We start from the raw sequence: 16,078 nt of genomic DNA, 5'->3' as shown, positions 1-16,078 counted from the left end.
ATCTTAAGCAGACTTGATTGAGATCAGCTTGGCAAATAAATCATATTCATCTGCATCAGTGATTTCGACTTCAAGCAAATCTCCTGCCTTAATCACACTTTTGTCGATATCTTCAACAAAAACATTACCATCAATTTCAGGCGCATCCGCATATGAGCGTGCTACAGCAACCGGGAATTCTTCTTCCAGATCATCGACTAGCACCGTCATTTTCTGACCAATACGTTTTTGTAGCTTCGCTGCTGAAATTTCCTGCTGAACCTGCATAAAACGTTCATAACGCTCCTGCTTGATCTCTTCAGGCACATGGTCTGGAAGATCATTCGCTGTCGCACCTTCAACTGGTGAATAAGTAAAACAACCCACGCGATCTAGCTGCGCTTCTTTCAACCAGTCCAGAAGCATCTGGAAATCTTCTTCAGTTTCGCCCGGGAAACCCACCACAAATGTAGAACGAATCACTAGATCAGGACATTTCTCACGCCAAACTTTCAAACGCTCCAGTGTATTTTCACTGTGAGCAGGTCGTTTCATCAGCTTCAGGATTCTTGGGCTGGCATGCTGGAATGGAATATCCAGATAAGGCAGGATTTTGCCTTGCGCCATTAAATCGATTACGGCATCTACGTGTGGATATGGATAGACATAGTGCAGACGCACCCAGATGCCCAATTGACCCAGTGCTTCACACATGTCATAGAATTTGGTTTTAACTGGCTGGCCGTTCCAGAAATCCAGTTTGTATTTGGTGTCGACGCCATAAGCAGAAGTATCTTGGGAGATCACAAGTACTTCTTTGACACCTGAACGTTTCAGTGCCGCAGCTTCTTCAAGCACAGAACCGACTGGACGGGAAACCAGATCACCACGCATGCTTGGAATGATGCAGAAGGTACAACGGTGGTTACAGCCTTCTGATATTTTCAGGTATGCATAATGTTTAGGGGTTAAACGGATACCCTGCTCAGGCACCAGATCAATAAATGGATTGTGTTTTGGCGGCTCAGGAACATACTCATGTACCGCATCCATCACTTCTTCATATGCTGCTGCACCCGTCACTTTCAGGACATTCGGGTGCATTTGGCGAATTTTATCTTCGTCTTTTCCTAGACAACCTGTTACGATGACACGACCATTCGCGCTCATCGCTTCACCGATGGCATCTAAAGACTCTTGTACTGCAGATTCAATAAAACCACAGGTATTTACTACTACTAAATCAGCACCGTCATAATCCGATGCGACATCATAACCTTCAGTCTTTAACTGAGTTAAAATTCGTTCAGAATCTACCAATGCCTTAGGACAACCTAAAGATACAAAACCGACTTTGGGGGACTTCATGAATCTGCGCTCCACTAGAATGCGCGTATTGTATGTCTTTTCGCATCATAAAAATAGTTGAAATGGCTACTCTTTGCATCACGCACTAAAATAACGCCATAAAATATTCAATATAAAAGCTTATGCACCAAAATGAATCATTTTAGGTTTACAGCCTCAATTTAATCCGTTATACCTGAGTTTGATTGGGCATCCTCGTCAGATTTCGTGCATTTTTCAGCAAAATTTTAACAAGAGTTCTAAAGTTGGCGTGCATCTTGCTTAATTTGCCTCAAATCTGAACTTTGAAATTGTTATTTTGCTTTATGAAGATGCCATTGCGCCATTTTAATACAGGAAAACCACCGCTAATGGATCAGCCTCATTCCATCGACTATCGCCTTTTGGTGGACAACCTGACCACTGCCATTATGCTGGTTGATAGTCACCTGAATATTTATTACTTAAATACGGCCTGCGAGGCTATGTTTGATGTCAGCCTGTTACGCGCATCAGGCACGCCGGTATTAAATATACTGCAAGCGCCGACAGATGAATTCAATACTGAAGAATCACTATATAACACGCTGCACACAGGCCAACCTTATACTCGCCGTGAGGCGACGATCATCGTCAACTTTAAAGACATTCATGTGGACTATACGGTTTCCCTGCTCAATGCGGGTAAGCCGAATCATCCTTTATTGCTCATCGAGCTGAATCAGCGTGACCGTATGCTGAAAATCTCTCGTGAAGAAAACTATATCCAGCAGCACCAGGTTGCGCGTCAGTTGATTCGTGGCGTGGCACATGAGATCAAGAATCCACTCGGTGGCATTCGTGGTGCAACCCAGCTTCTGGCACGTAGCCTTGAAGATCCGAAATATAAAGAGTTCACTGACATTATTATTAGTGAAGTGGATCGCCTGAGAAATCTGGCAGATAGCATGCTCGGTTCACGCCAGTTACCCAGCTATGAAATGGTTAATGTGCATGAGCCTTTAGAACGCGTCCGCTCACTGATTGTGAATCAGACTAAAAAGAAAATTAAAATTACCCGGGACTATGACCTGTCCCTGCCGGAAGTTCTGGCAGATCGCGATCAGCTGATTCAGGTCATGCTAAATATCTGCGTAAATGCCGTTCAGGCGATGACAGAAAACAAGGATTTCTTTATCGAGCATCAACCGGAACTCATTTTAAGAACCCGGATTCAGCGCCTTTATACCATTAGTGGGGTGATTCACCGATCTGTGGTTCGAATCGACATTGAAGATAATGGTCCGGGTGTTCCAGACGATATTATCGAAGCCGTGTTCTACCCGCTTGTGACCAGCCGTGCCAAAGGTACCGGACTAGGTCTCAGCATTGCTCAAAATATTATGCATCAACATAACGGAATGATTGAATGCCAGTCAGTTCCAGGAAAAACCGTATTTAGCTTATTTTTACCTTGGGAGTCAGATCATGTCGCGAAATAAAATATGGGTGATTGATGACGATCGTGCCATGCGTTGGGTACTAGAAAAAACATTTAAAGAAGAAGGTTTCGACGTTACTAGTTTTGAAGAAGCCCAGTCAGCACTTGATCAGTTGGGCGTAGATGCACCTGATGTGATCCTAACCGATATCCGTATGCCAGGTATTGATGGTCTGACCTTTTTAGGCAAGGTGAAAAATACCAATCCTGATTTGCCGGTTATTATTATGACGGCGCATTCGGATCTGGAATCTGCTGTATCCAGTTATCAAACAGGTGCTTTTGAATACCTGCCAAAACCATTTGATATTGATGAAGCATTGGCACTGGTCAATCGTGCGATTTTACATATCACCAAATTACAGCAGCAAGAATCTGCCAAATCTGCACCAACCATTCAATCGACTGAGATCATTGGTGAATCGCCTGCCATGCAGGAAGTCTTCCGTGCCATTGGTCGTTTGTCTCAATCACACATTACCGTGCTGATTAATGGTGAATCCGGTACAGGTAAAGAACTGGTAGCGCATGCCCTACACCGCCATTCACCGCGTAGCAATAAACCGTTTATTGCACTGAACATGGCGGCTATTCCAAAAGACCTGATAGAGACTGAATTATTTGGTCATGAAAAAGGCGCTTTTACCGGTGCAAATACACAGCGTCAAGGCCGTTTTGAACAGGCCAACGGCGGTACGCTGTTCCTGGATGAAATTGGCGACATGCCTTTTGAAACACAAACGCGTTTATTACGTGTCCTTGCAGATGGTGAATTCTATCGCGTTGGTGGTCACATTCCGGTTAAAGTTGATGTACGTATTGTGGCTGCAACGCATCAGGACTTGGAAAAACTGGTACATGACGGCCGCTTCCGTGAAGACTTGTATCACCGTCTAAATGTAATCCGTATTCATATTCCTAAACTGGCGCATCGCTCTGAAGATATTCCAATGCTGGCACAGCACTTCCTTGCGCGTGCAGGTAAAGAACTGGGTGTAAATCCTAAAATCTTACGTCCTGAAACTCAGGAATATATGCAGAAGCTGCCTTGGCAAGGTAACGTACGTCAACTTGAAAATACTTGTCGCTGGCTCACAGTGATGATTACCGGTCGTGAAGTTTACCCTGAAGATCTGCCACCTGAATTAAAACAGATTCCAATTCAGCAACAAGATCCGGGTGCTCCAATTCCAAACCTGAATCAAATTGCACCGCATCATTGGGATGAGTTACTGGGTCAATGGGCAATCCAGAAACTGAAAAACGGCGAAATGAAGCTGTTAGATGTGGCTACACCAATGTTTGAACGCACACTCATTAATGCTGCACTACAACAAACCCGTGGTCGTAAGCGTCATGCTGCGGAGCTTTTAGGTTGGGGACGTAATACCCTCACCCGTAAGCTGAAAGAGCTCGGCATGGACAGTGCGGAGGATGATGAAGTCGAAGAAGTCGAAGGCCAAGCCTGAAATTAAAAAAGCACCCTTGGGTGCTTTTTTATTGCTTATATATAGTAATGAGATTCTTACACTGTTAAACCGATATAACGCGAATAACCTGCCGCGCCTAGATCCGATTTTAAAATCAGATAATTCGGATAAGTACTTGTGGTGATTTCTTCGAACATGTTGACGATGTCATCATTGGCATGCAGTTCATCGACTGTTTTTCGCATAGTTTGCTCAAATTCATCGGTGATGTATTCAAAGCCGATATCCATGGCAATAAACAAGGTATGTTCACAGGGTTGAACATACTGTTCTTCTTGCCAGTTAATAATCTCTTGATGGCAATGTGGGCAAGCGATGTTGTCTGTGGCTTGGATATCGAGTTCAACGAGTTGATATGGCATTGGAATGATCTAGATGTGGAACTTTTGAATATTTTAGCAAATCCCAACATCATCGCAGTCATTCTTTAGAAAATTTCTACAACCATTGCACAAGCAATTCTTCCACCATTTCTTTACCTCGTAAATGATTCATCCAAGATGATGGAATTGCATCTACACCATAATATAAACCAGCTATACCACCCGCCACACATGCAGTCGTATCTGTATCATTACCCAGCGCAATTGCTGTCTTAATCACCTTTTCATAATCGCTAGCTTGTAGTGCGTAATATGCCGACTTTAAACAATCTACGACATAGCCAGTACCTGTCGGTCGATCCCAGTCATCACTTAAAATATGGTGCTCAAGCTCATCTAACGCACCATTCTGATCACTCAATTCACGCTTGAGTATTTCAATTGCTTCTATCCATGAATCTTGAATAGAACAACCATCTAAAATTTTACGTACCCATAAACAATATAATGCACAACATAATTTAGAACGGATATGCGCATGAGTCAGATGTGATTGTATAAATGCCGCCTCTATTAATTCACGATTAGAGCCTTGATGCCAGAGCGCTAAAGGCAATACACGCATCAGCGCACCATTACCATTGGCATATTCATCATTTTTCGCAACTTGATTTAACTAGATACCCGATTGATAACGATGTATCGCATCAACCGTTTGAATTCCCACATCGAATACCTGACCATCGACAGCCATATAACCTGATTGGTACCAATCGCAAATCCGTTGCATAAAATCTTCAGGATTGAGTTTCTTTTGATCTAACAATGAGGCCAACAAACATAATGCTTGTGCACCATCATCTGACCACGTTCCAATTGGAAGAGTGGCATAAGTCCGCGCAAATCCTTTTGGGGGAATCATATCAATTTGTTCAATATCAGGCAGCTGGCTCGGCACTTTAAACTCATAAGGCACACCTACCGCATCACCAACAAGTAAACCGTAAATCGCGCCCCGTATGTATTTTTCTCTATCCATGTTTTAGCTTCATTGTTGTACATTTCCCATAATTAACATAGCAAAATTACTGAATTTATTCATGAAATAATTGATCTTTTAATTTTTTTAACTACATTAAATATAAAAAACCCGCATTACGCGGGTTTTTTATCACTTCAAAATCTTATGCAGATTTTTTCGCTTGGGCATTCTTACGAATCGTAATCATCACCAATTGAACTGCCGCAGGTGTTACACCCGGAATACGGCTTGCTTGAGCCAGTGTTTCAGGACGAATATCTTTTAACTTCAATGTAATTTCACGAGAAAGACCTGAAACAACATCATAGTCAAAATCAGCAGGAATCTTGGTTTCCTCTAAACGTTTCATTTGTGCAACGTCTTGATGCTGACGGTTGATATAACCTTCGTATTTCACCGCAATCTCAATTTGATCACCCACTTGTGGTGAAACTTCAGAACCTGTGAGCTCTGCAATTTGAGCAAAGGTAATGTTTGGACGTTTTAACAAATCAATTGCAGAACATTCTTTAGAAAGATCCGCACCCGTCATTTCTACGAATTTTTTACCCATTGGATTGTTTGGTGCAGCCCAAAGGTGTTGCAAACGACCTGTTTCTTTCTCTACAGCTTCCATTTTTTCACAGTAAGCTGCCCAACGTTCGTCATCAACCAGACCCATTTCACGACCGATTGGTGTTAAACGCTGATCCGCATTATCTTCACGCAACATCAAACGGTATTCCGCACGTGAAGTGAACATACGGTACGGTTCTTTAGTACCCAAAGTAATCAGGTCATCAACCAGTACACCCATGTACGCTTCATCACGTTTTGGTGTCCATTGTTCCTGATCCCATGCACGACGTGCAGCATTCAAACCTGCAAGCAGACCTTGTGCCCCCGCTTCTTCATAACCAGTAGTACCATTAATCTGACCAGCAAAGTACAGGTTATTGATCGCTTTGGTTTCCAAAGTGAACTTCAATGCTTGCGGGTTAAAGTAATCGTATTCAATCGCATAACCCGGACGAAGAATGTGTGCATTCTCCATACCACGGATTGAACGCACCAATTCAAACTGAACATCAAATGGTAAAGAAGTTGAAATACCGTTTGGATAAAGCTCATGTGTATCCAGGCCTTCAGGCTCAAGGAATACTTGGTGTGAATCTTTATCAGCAAATTTATGAATTTTATCTTCAATTGATGGACAGTAACGTGGACCTACACCTTCAATCACACCAGTGTACATCGGTGAACGGTCTAAACCGCCACGAATGATCTCATGGGTACGTTCATTGGTATGCGTGATGTAGCAGTTCACCTGTTCAGGGTGCATAGACACATCACCCATAAATGACATGGTTGGAGACGGGAAATCACCCGGCTGCGGTGTCATGACAGAGAAGTCGACTGAACGTGCATCAATACGTGGCGGTGTACCTGTTTTTAAACGACCTACAGGTAAGTTTAACTCACGTAAACGATGTGCCAATGAAATTGAAGGAGGATCGCCAGCACGACCGCCTGAAGCATTGTTTAAGCCAATGTGAATCACACCACCTAAGAATGTACCTGCAGTTAGCACCACAGTTTTCGCATCAAAGCGAATACCCATTTGGGTCACGACACCTTTAACGGTATCGCCTTCAACAATCAGATCGTCTGCTGCTTGCTGGAAGATGTCCAGATTCGCTTGATTTTCTAAAGTCTCACGAATCGCCGCTTTATAACGAACACGGTCAGCCTGCGCACGAGTTGCACGTACTGCTGCACCTTTACGTGAATTCAGAATACGGAATTGAATACCGCCTTTATCGGCAGCCAGCGCCATCGCACCGCCCAAGGCATCAATTTCACGCACTAAATGTGATTTACCGATCCCGCCAATGGCCGGGTTACAGCTCATCTGCCCTAAAGTCTCAATGTTATGAGTTAAGAGTAATGTCTGTCGACCCATACGTGCTGCAGCCAGTGCTGCTTCCGTACCTGCGTGACCGCCACCGATAACAATGACATCGTATACTTTAGGATAGTGCATAGTGGTAAATAGAGAGATAGAAAAAGGATAGCTGAACATTATAGCAAACTTCCTTCCAAAGTTGACAAAATCACTTGAATTTATCCTTCGGAATTTACTCTGCCAGCCAATAAAGCAATGTAATTAAACTTTGCATACTTACTATATAAATTAAACATCTAAACTCAAAAAGTTACCCGACTCATATTGTTTAATATTGATTAGTTTTTAATCTATAAAGTGGTCACATTACAAACAAAGGTATACATGATGAATAAGAATATTTTCCTAGCAACAGCGCTCTGCGGTCTATGTTTCGCTCCATTTGCAGCCTCAGCAAATGATAAAGTCGAGAAGGTTTATAATGCCCAAAAATACCAGCAAGTTTGTAAAGGTAAATCAGAGGGCGCTCCTGTAAGTTTTGCTTACCGCGGCATTATCTGGAATGGTACCTGTCAGCAACAGTTCTTCCCTTCATCATCAACCAATATCAAAGGCGATGAACCTGAACTTTATACATCTTGTAGTTCAGGCGGCAAAACTTCAGCAACCATTAATGGCACTCAGGTCAATGGTAAATGTGCATTAGGCTTTACCCCTCCACGTCCACAGTCACAAATGCAAACTCAGCCTCAAACCCCATCTCAATCAGGGATGTAAATCACTATATAGCTGATTAAATATATTTTTAATCAGAAACTTAACGGGTAAAATGCATAAATTTTACCCGTTTTTATATTGCTTATTTATTCATCTACGCTAAACTCAAAACATACCTAAAAAATGAATAATAAAAAGGAAACTTCATGGATTCGGGGTTTTTTAGTTTGTTTTTGCCGATTACTTTGGCAATTACGATGATGGGGTTAGGACTACAGTTAACAGTCAAGGATTTTCTGCATGTTAGTCGTTATCCCAAGGTGATTTTTATTGTCTTATTCTCACAACTGGTCATTTTAACCGGTTTAACCTTTTTAATCTGTCTGGTACTGGATCTGCCACCATTGCTTGCTGTAGGCATGATGCTGCTAGCTGCCTCTCCAGGAGGTGCCACTGCCAATCTGCTGAGCTATCTTTATAAAGGTGATGTGGCGCTTAATATCACGTTAACCGCCATCAATACGATTATTTCTATTTTCACCTTACCTTTTATTATGAACCTGTCCCTGTACTATTTTATAGGACAGGATACCGGCATCGGCTTACCGCTTGAAAAAATGGCCCAGGTTTTTCTGATTACAATTATTCCGGTTGTGATCGGCATGCTGATTCGGGCAAAATTTCCAAAGCTTTCAGATATTGTACATATGCCAATGCGGTTTCTATCTATCGCTTTTTTAAGCATGCTCTTGATTTATGCCATTTTCCAAGAGCGCTTTAACATCATCGAATATTTTGCCAGTATCGGGATTGCTACTTCCATATTATGTTTTTCCAGCCTGTTTCTCGGTTATTGCCTGCCTTTATTAATGGATATCCCAGACAAGATGGCACGCGCCTGTACCTTTGAAGTCGGCATTCACAACACAACTGTATCAATGACGATTGCGATTTCTGTCCTAAGTAATGTCACCATTGCCATCCCTGCGGGTATTTATTCAATTGTCATGTACGTTTTTGCTGGTATTTTTGGCTTTATGATTAATCAGCAGAAACTTAGCTATAGTGGCAAGAGTCGTTTATCAGATTTGTAACTTTCTAAGTCAATTGCCTGCTTAAGCTGTATGCTTTTTATAGAAAATTTAAAACTATTAAAATAAATTTCTATAAGGAGCATGCAGATGGACTCTGGCATCATAACAATATTCCTCCCCCTCGCACTCGCCATCATCATGGTGGGATTAGGACTCGAACTCACGCTCAAAGATTTTGCCCGGGTAAGCCAGCACCCTAAAGCAGTGCTGGTTGCCTTGTTTTGTCAATTAATTCTACTGGTAAGCATTGCTTTCATTCTATGTAAAGTTCTGACTTTACCACCTTTACTCGCTGTTGGTCTGATGTTGCTGGCCGCATCGCCAGGTGGCAGTACCGCAAATCTGTTCAGCTATCTGTTTAAAGGCGATCTAGCCCTCAATATTACCTTGACTGCGATCAATTCGGTGGTTGCTGCATTTACCTTGCCTTTAATTATGAACTTTTCCATTATGCATTTTATGCAGGACAGTCAGCAGATCAGCTTGCAGTTCGGAAAGATTCTGCAAGTGTTTGGTATCATTATTATACCAGTCGCGATTGGTATGTTGATTCGTCATTATGCGCCTGCACTTACAGTAAAGTTAAACAAGCCTCTTCGCATTTTTGCAGTCCTCTTTCTAGTACTGATTATCGCCGGAGCAATTTATAGTGAACGCGCCAATATTGCCGAATATCTGACTCAGGTAGGTTTAGCAACCGCCCTGTTCTGTCTCTTCAGCTTAATGATTGGCTATTTTGTTCCACGACTAATGAACATCAATTCTGCTCAGGCACGTGCCAGCGCTTTCGAGATCGGTATTCATAACAGTACACTCGCCATGACCATTGCACTTACTGTCATGTCCAGCACTGTGGTTGCCATGCCTGCTGCGGTCTATTCCATCTTCATGTATATCTTCGCGGCTATTTTTGGATTATTACTGAATCGCTTTGCTCCAGTAACTGCACGTCCTAGCATTTCTCCCACTCAGGAAAATGCGTTTTAACCGGTTTTCATAAAAAGGATGCGAAAGCATCCTTTTTATTTGACTCCGTCTCAAGAAGATCACACCTTCAAGCCGAACTTCCGTTACAATAGCTTTTTGAAAAAATGTATAAAGGTTATTTCTGTGAAGTGGTTACAAATTCATATTACAGTTGATCAAGCTCAGGTAGATTTTACTGAAACATTACTTAGCTCACTGGGCGCCGTAAGTGTCACTCTGGATGATGCTGAAAACCAGGATTTGCTGGAACCACTTCCAGGAGAAACACCGCTTTGGAATAAAGTGATCGTGACTGGCATCTATGCTCAGGAAGATGACGAAGAAGAAATCGATGTAGCTGCATTGGAAACCTTTATTCGCGCACAACTACCTGAAGCACCGATCCGCCATGAATTCCTGGAAGATCAAGCTTGGGAACGCACCTGGATGGATGCCTACGAGCCAATCCAGATTTCTGAAAAATTCTGGATTGTTCCAGAGTGGATGGAAGCGCCTGAAGCAGATGCAGTGAATATCAAGCTTGATCCAGGTTTGGCTTTTGGTACAGGTAACCATGCATCTACTTTCCTTTGCCTGCAATGGCTAGGCAAAACCGATGTAAAAGACAAGATCGTGATCGATTATGGCTGTGGTTCAGGTATTCTGGCTGTCGCGGCCCTGTTACTCGGTGCCAAATATGCCTATGCAACTGATATTGACCCACAAGCTGTTTTAGCCACCAAACAGAATGCTGAACTGAATGGCGTATTGGATCGACTTTATGTTGGTTTACCGGAAGAGTTCAACACAGAGCTTGGCGAGCAGAAAGCAGATGTGTTTGTTGCCAATATTCTGGCTGGCCCACTCATGATGCTTGAGCCTGAGTTCGCAGAATTGGTCAAACCTGAGGCAGAGTTCGCACTCGCAGGTGTTATCGAAGAGCAAGTTGCTGATGTTACTAGCATTTACTCAAAACATTTTGATATATTAGAAGTAGAAAAACGCGATGAACACTGGTGCCGTATCTCGGGGAAACGCCATAAGAATTAAAGAGTCTATAAAACATTTATGAGTGACAAGCGAACCCACTGCCCGACCTGCTCTACAACCTATAAAGTTACGGTTGCGCAATTAACCATTGCCCAAGGCATGGTTTGCTGCCCAAAATGTAGTACGACCTTTAATGCTTTATCGCATCTGGTGACCGAAGCACAGAATTCGGTCGCCCTTACCCATACGCCAAGTCATGTTTCTTATATTAATAGAAACCTCACCAAATCTACTTCTTCAGCTAATTCTTCAGATCAGCACTATTTACTGAACATTTTTGATGAAAAAGTTGAAAACTCAAATATTGATCTGAAGACCTATCTGAACAACCTGAATTATTTCAGTACTGAACCGATTGCAGTACTGCCTAGCATGAACTGGGATGATCAGGCTGATAAACAGCACAATAAAGGCCCGCTTTATTATTTAGGCTGGACCAGCCTAAACCTGTTCTTATTTGGCTTACTTTTATTTCAATTCTTCTGGTTCAATCCACACTATATTAAGAATAGTCATGTGATGAGTGTGGCTTTTAACAATATCTGTGAAGTGTTCAACTGTTCCAATCTGGAAGAACATTACAATCTGATCAATACCAATAAGGTCAAAGCCAAAGCGATTGCCACAGATAAAACCCAGTTTAGTGGTGAGCTAATCAATTTCCACAAGCGCAGTCTGGAAATGCCAAACTTAAGAGTTCACCTTAAAGATCAGGGTGTAGTCTTGGCGACTTATAATTTAAAACCTCAGGAATACCTGATCGAAAGCCTAGTTAAGATTCAACGTATTCCCCAAAACAGCCCATTTAAATTTGAATTTGTGCTTCCTGTCGACCGTAAAGACTTCGATAATTACAGTTTGGAAATAATTCGACCTTAATATTGATAAAAACTATTAAAAAACGAAAAAAAAGTTAAAAAAAATGCAGTTTTCTTGCTCACTTTTCCCGAGACAATGGTATTATACGCGCCACGAAAGCTATGTGCTGCAAACTCCTCGCTACTTTTTCACAACAAATACAGTCTTGCCTAATGCGCTATAAAACTTATTGCGTATCGAGCAGATTTTTTTGTTTTGATTTTGGTCAGTAACAAAACTTTAACTATTGTTACGCTTATTTTTCGACCAAATCGTCGAGATGTGGCAAGCTACAAGCTCAATGTAATGACCAAGTTTTAGAACTCCAGTTTTAGGATCTAAAATGGAGTTCATTTCAATTTCTAGACCACTTTTATATATCGCTTTACCCAAGTGATATTTGATTTTTCGGATTAATTCGCATGAATAGCAAATCTCCTATTTTTACTGCACAATCTGATGTCGCTCTTCGTATTCACGTAGATCGCGCAGTTCGCCACTACTTTGCACAACTGCAAGGCGAGCAACCTTCTCAGGTGTACGACATGGTGCTGGCAGAAATGGAGAAGCCTTTATTATCTGTCGTTCTAGAATATACGCGTGGTAATCAGACACGCGCTGCCGAGATTCTCGGACTAAACCGCGGTACTTTACGTAAAAAGTTAAAAGCTCACGGTTTAATGAGTGAATAAATGATAAAATGCTTGCGGCTACCGCAGGCATTTTTTTTGACTGTTAATTAGCTATTTAGATTTAATCTGTTCCTTGGTAACTGTGACGAAGATCATGACTATTAAACGCGCTTTAATCTCTGTTTCCGATAAAACCGGTATTGTGGAATTTGCACAAGACCTTGCTGCTCTTGGGGTAGAAATTTTATCTACAGGTGGTACATACAAATTGTTGAAAGACAATAATGTTGCTGTAGTAGAAGTTTCGGAGCACACTGGTTTCCCAGAGATGATGGACGGCCGTGTAAAAACGCTACATCCGAAAATTCATGGTGGCATCCTGGCTCGTCGTGGTCTAGACGAAGCTGTGATGGCTGAACACAACATCGATGCGATCGATCTTGTCGTTGTTAACCTGTATCCATTTGCTGCAACTGTAGCGAAACCAAACTGTTCACTGGCTGATGCAATTGAAAACATCGACATCGGTGGTCCAACAATGGTTCGTGCTGCTGCGAAAAACCACGCGTCTGTTGGTATCGTAGTAAATGCTGCTGACTATGCAACTGTAATTGCTGAGCTTAAAGCTGATGGTGCTTTATCTTATGCAACCCGTTTTGACCTTGCGGTTAAAGCATTCGAACATACTGCTCAATATGACGGTATGATCGCATCTTACTTAGGCGCTCGCGTAGGTAAAGAAGAAGGTCAGGCAGACAAATTTGCGCGTACTTTCAATACTCAATTAAACAAAGCTCAAGACTTACGTTACGGTGAAAACCCGCATCAGTCTGCTGCTTTCTATGTAGATCCTGCTGCGAAAGAAGCTTCTGTTGCGACTGCTAAGCAGCTACAAGGTAAAGAACTTTCTTATAACAACATCGCGGATACTGATGCTGCACTTGAATGTGTGAAATCATTTGCGAAACCTGCTTGTGTGATCGTAAAACATGCGAACCCATGTGGTGTTGCAGTTTCTCTAGACGGCATCAAAGCTGCTTATGATCTTGCTTATGCAACTGACCCTGAATCTGCATTCGGTGGCATCATTGCATTCAACCGTGAATTAGACGTTGCAACTGCACAAGCAATTGTGGATCGTCAATTCGTTGAAGTGATCATTGCACCAAGCATCGCTGACGGCGTACTTGAAGTGACTGGCGCGAAGAAAAACGTACGTGTACTCGTATGTGGTGAACTTCCAGCAATTAACGAACGTGCTCCACAGCTTGACTACAAACGCGTAAACGGTGGTTTATTGGTTCAAGATCAAGACTTGGGCATGATCACTAAAGATGACCTGAAAGTTGTGACTAAACGCGCTCCAACTGAACAAGAAATCGATGACATGATCTTCGCTTGGAAAGTTGCTAAATACGTGAAATCTAACGCGATTGTTTATGCGAAAAATCGTCAAACCATTGGTGTGGGCGCAGGTCAAATGAGCCGTGTCAACTCTGCTCGTATTGCTGCAATCAAAGCTGAACATGCAGGTCTTGTGGTTGAAGGTGCAGTCATGGCGTCTGACGCATTCTTCCCATTCCGTGATGGTATTGATAACGCTGCCAAAGCTGGTATCAAATGCATTATCCAACCGGGTGGTTCTATGCGTGATGAAGAAACAATTGCAGCAGCTGACGAAGCTGGTATTGCAATGGTATTCACTGGCATGCGTCATTTCCGCCACTAATTTTTAAGTATTAAATTTCAAACCCTCCTTTTCATAAGGAGGGTTTGCTACATCAGTAGATTGTTTAATATCTTGCTATAAGATGTTAAAAGATTTTTAAACCTCATTGGGTTTGTGGAATTTCATTTTCGAGGGAATTTTCTAAAGATGAACATTTTAGTTTTAGGTGGTGGCGGCCGTGAACATGCACTTGCATGGAAAATCGCACAAGACGATCAAGTAGCAAAAGTATTTGTTGCACCGGGCAATGCAGGCACCGCAACTGAAAATAAATGTGAAAATGTCGCTTTGGACATTCTCGACAATCCTGCCATCATTAATTTTGCAAAAAACAATGCAGTTGAAATGATTATTGTAGGTCCTGAAGCACCGCTTGTGAATGGTGTGGTTGATGCTTGCCGCGAAGCAGGCGTGAAAGTTTGGGGTCCAACTCAATTTGCTGCGCAGCTTGAAGGCTCTAAAGCATTCGCGAAGCACTTCTTAAAACGCCATAACATTCCAACTGCTTTCTACGATGTATTTACTGAAGTAGACGCAGCAAAAGCATTTGTTGAGAAAAATGGCGCACCAATCGTGATCAAGGCTGACGGTCTTGCTGCCGGTAAAGGCGTAATTGTTGCCATGACTAATCAGGAAGCATTTGATGCGATTGATGACATGCTGGCAGGCAACAAATTTGGTGATGCGGGTTCTCGTGTAGTCATTGAAGAATTCCTTGCTGGTGAAGAAGCATCTTTCATTTGTATGATTGATGGCGACAACATCCTGCCAATGGCGACCTCACAAGACCATAAGCGTATTTTTGAAGGTGATCAGGGTCCAAATACTGGTGGTATGGGTGCTTACTCTCCTGCTCCTGTTGTGACTGCTGACGTATTCGAAAAAGCCATGAATGAAGTGATGCGTCCGACTGTTGAAGGCATGAAAAAAGATGGTCACGTATATACAGGTTTCTTATACGCAGGCTTGATGATTGACGACAAAGGCCAACCAAAAGTGATTGAGTTCAACTGTCGTTTTGGCGATCCAGAAACTCAACCGATCATGATGCGTCTAAAATCATCTTTGGTCGATTTGGTTCAAGCAGGTCTTGAAGGTAATTTACCGAAAGAAGCTGAATGGGATGAGCGTAAAACTGTCGGGATCGTACTGGCATCTAAAGGCTATCCTGAAACGTCTAGCAATGGTGATGTGATTTCAGGTTTAGATACAGAAATGACTGATGTGAAAGTATTCCATGCGGGTACGAAAGTCAATGAAAATGGTGACATCGTGACTGCGGGTGGTCGTGTACTTTGTGTGACTGCATTGGGTAATACCATTGGTGAAGCACAAGCGAAAGCATTAGAACTTTGCCAAAAAGTAACGTTTGATGGTGTTCAATACCGTAAAGATATTGGTTACCGCGCGATTGCACGTGAAAATGCTTAATCTTAATTTAGATTAAGGAAAAACCCCGCTAAGTGCGTAATGCCAGTCAGTTAAG

Annotated in this window: 13 protein-coding genes and 1 pseudogene; 10 read left to right on the top strand and 4 right to left on the bottom strand. The window is 42.4% G+C overall.

Translation table 11 applies throughout. The features are described from left to right. Positions 1-3: 3 nt before the first annotated feature. A complete protein-coding gene (gene rimO / locus G5T77_RS09885) occupies positions 4-1,347 on the bottom strand; it encodes a 30S ribosomal protein S12 methylthiotransferase RimO (protein ID WP_004786172.1) in 1,344 nt (447 codons plus the stop codon). A gap of 350 nt (positions 1,348-1,697) precedes the next feature. On the opposite strand from rimO, the gene glnL reads away from it, so the two are divergent. After that, the gene (glnL, locus tag G5T77_RS09880; RefSeq protein ID WP_166136571.1) at positions 1,698-2,807 is read left to right on the top strand and encodes a nitrogen regulation protein NR(II); all 1,110 of its coding nucleotides are present in this window, start codon (positions 1,698-1,700) and stop codon (positions 2,805-2,807) included. Beyond that, complete coding sequence (glnG, locus tag G5T77_RS09875) at positions 2,794-4,275, top strand: nitrogen regulation protein NR(I) (RefSeq protein ID WP_166136568.1); 1,482 nt, start codon at positions 2,794-2,796, stop codon at positions 4,273-4,275. The genes glnL and glnG overlap by 14 nt, the downstream gene beginning before the upstream one ends. Positions 4,276-4,331: 56 nt before the next feature. On the opposite strand, the gene G5T77_RS09870 is transcribed toward glnG, so the two are convergent. The 3 genes and pseudogenes from G5T77_RS09870 to mnmG all read right to left on the bottom strand — a co-directional run bounded on the left by G5T77_RS09870 (position 4,332) and on the right by mnmG (position 7,684). Further along, on the bottom strand, positions 4,332-4,658 hold the full coding sequence (locus G5T77_RS09870) for a hypothetical protein (RefSeq protein WP_004786177.1): 327 nt from the start codon (positions 4,656-4,658) through the stop codon (positions 4,332-4,334). 76 nt (positions 4,659-4,734) lie between these two features. After that, a pseudogene (locus G5T77_RS09865) lies at positions 4,735-5,658 on the bottom strand (ADP-ribosylglycohydrolase family protein). A gap of 145 nt (positions 5,659-5,803) precedes the next feature. Continuing rightward, positions 5,804-7,684, bottom strand: a complete 1,881-nt coding sequence (gene mnmG / locus G5T77_RS09860) for a tRNA uridine-5-carboxymethylaminomethyl(34) synthesis enzyme MnmG (RefSeq protein WP_159122801.1) — start codon at positions 7,682-7,684, stop codon at positions 5,804-5,806. A gap of 249 nt (positions 7,685-7,933) precedes the next feature. Between mnmG and G5T77_RS09855 the strand changes: the two genes are divergently transcribed. The 8 genes from G5T77_RS09855 to purD all read left to right on the top strand — a co-directional run bounded on the left by G5T77_RS09855 (position 7,934) and on the right by purD (position 16,023). Next, on the top strand, positions 7,934-8,323 hold the full coding sequence (locus G5T77_RS09855) for a hypothetical protein (protein ID WP_051065385.1): 390 nt from the start codon (positions 7,934-7,936) through the stop codon (positions 8,321-8,323). Positions 8,324-8,469: 146 nt separating this feature from the next. Further along, positions 8,470-9,357, top strand: a complete 888-nt coding sequence (locus tag G5T77_RS09850; RefSeq protein WP_166136565.1) for a bile acid:sodium symporter family protein — start codon at positions 8,470-8,472, stop codon at positions 9,355-9,357. 87 nt (positions 9,358-9,444) lie between these two features. Beyond that, positions 9,445-10,344, top strand: coding sequence for a bile acid:sodium symporter family protein (locus G5T77_RS09845; RefSeq protein WP_125278346.1), 900 nt, complete (start codon positions 9,445-9,447; stop codon positions 10,342-10,344). A gap of 123 nt (positions 10,345-10,467) precedes the next feature. Continuing rightward, positions 10,468-11,373 (top strand): 50S ribosomal protein L11 methyltransferase, encoded by a 906-nt coding sequence (gene prmA, locus G5T77_RS09840; protein WP_166136562.1) that lies wholly within the window; start codon positions 10,468-10,470, stop codon positions 11,371-11,373. Positions 11,374-11,391: 18 nt separating this feature from the next. After that, positions 11,392-12,252, top strand: coding sequence for a DUF3426 domain-containing protein (locus tag G5T77_RS09835; RefSeq protein WP_125278348.1), 861 nt, complete (start codon positions 11,392-11,394; stop codon positions 12,250-12,252). A gap of 401 nt (positions 12,253-12,653) precedes the next feature. After that, complete coding sequence (gene fis / locus G5T77_RS09830) at positions 12,654-12,923, top strand: DNA-binding transcriptional regulator Fis (protein WP_001086304.1); 270 nt, start codon at positions 12,654-12,656, stop codon at positions 12,921-12,923. Positions 12,924-13,017: 94 nt separating this feature from the next. Further along, on the top strand, positions 13,018-14,592 hold the full coding sequence (purH, locus tag G5T77_RS09825) for a bifunctional phosphoribosylaminoimidazolecarboxamide formyltransferase/IMP cyclohydrolase (protein WP_004786185.1): 1,575 nt from the start codon (positions 13,018-13,020) through the stop codon (positions 14,590-14,592). A 147-nt stretch (positions 14,593-14,739) separates the two neighbouring features. Next, positions 14,740-16,023, top strand: coding sequence for a phosphoribosylamine--glycine ligase (gene purD / locus G5T77_RS09820; RefSeq protein ID WP_166136559.1), 1,284 nt, complete (start codon positions 14,740-14,742; stop codon positions 16,021-16,023). The last annotated feature ends 55 nt before the right edge of the window (positions 16,024-16,078 follow it).

Source organism: Acinetobacter sp. GFQ9D191M (assembly GCF_011174875.1).
Taxonomy (GTDB): Bacteria; Pseudomonadota; Gammaproteobacteria; order Pseudomonadales; family Moraxellaceae; genus Acinetobacter.
This window is presented reverse-complemented; position numbering and strand designations above follow the sequence as displayed.

Bases quoted from the DNA above. Each gene is read 5' to 3' on its own strand.
- fis (WP_001086304.1), top strand. From the start codon at position 12,654: ATGAATAGCAAATCTCCTATTTTTACTGCACAATCTGATGTCGCTCTT.
- rimO (WP_004786172.1), bottom strand. From the start codon at position 1,347: ATGAAGTCCCCCAAAGTCGGTTTTGTATCTTTAGGTTGTCCTAAGGCA.
- G5T77_RS09835 (WP_125278348.1), top strand. From the start codon at position 11,392: ATGAGTGACAAGCGAACCCACTGCCCGACCTGCTCTACAACCTATAAA.
- G5T77_RS09850 (WP_166136565.1), top strand. From the start codon at position 8,470: ATGGATTCGGGGTTTTTTAGTTTGTTTTTGCCGATTACTTTGGCAATT.
- mnmG (WP_159122801.1), bottom strand. From the start codon at position 7,684: ATGCACTATCCTAAAGTATACGATGTCATTGTTATCGGTGGCGGTCAC.
- purD (WP_166136559.1), top strand. From the start codon at position 14,740: ATGAACATTTTAGTTTTAGGTGGTGGCGGCCGTGAACATGCACTTGCA.
- G5T77_RS09845 (WP_125278346.1), top strand. From the start codon at position 9,445: ATGGACTCTGGCATCATAACAATATTCCTCCCCCTCGCACTCGCCATC.
- G5T77_RS09870 (WP_004786177.1), bottom strand. From the start codon at position 4,658: ATGCCATATCAACTCGTTGAACTCGATATCCAAGCCACAGACAACATC.
- glnL (WP_166136571.1), top strand. From the start codon at position 1,698: ATGGATCAGCCTCATTCCATCGACTATCGCCTTTTGGTGGACAACCTG.
- glnG (WP_166136568.1), top strand. From the start codon at position 2,794: ATGTCGCGAAATAAAATATGGGTGATTGATGACGATCGTGCCATGCGT.
- G5T77_RS09855 (WP_051065385.1), top strand. From the start codon at position 7,934: ATGAATAAGAATATTTTCCTAGCAACAGCGCTCTGCGGTCTATGTTTC.
- purH (WP_004786185.1), top strand. From the start codon at position 13,018: ATGACTATTAAACGCGCTTTAATCTCTGTTTCCGATAAAACCGGTATT.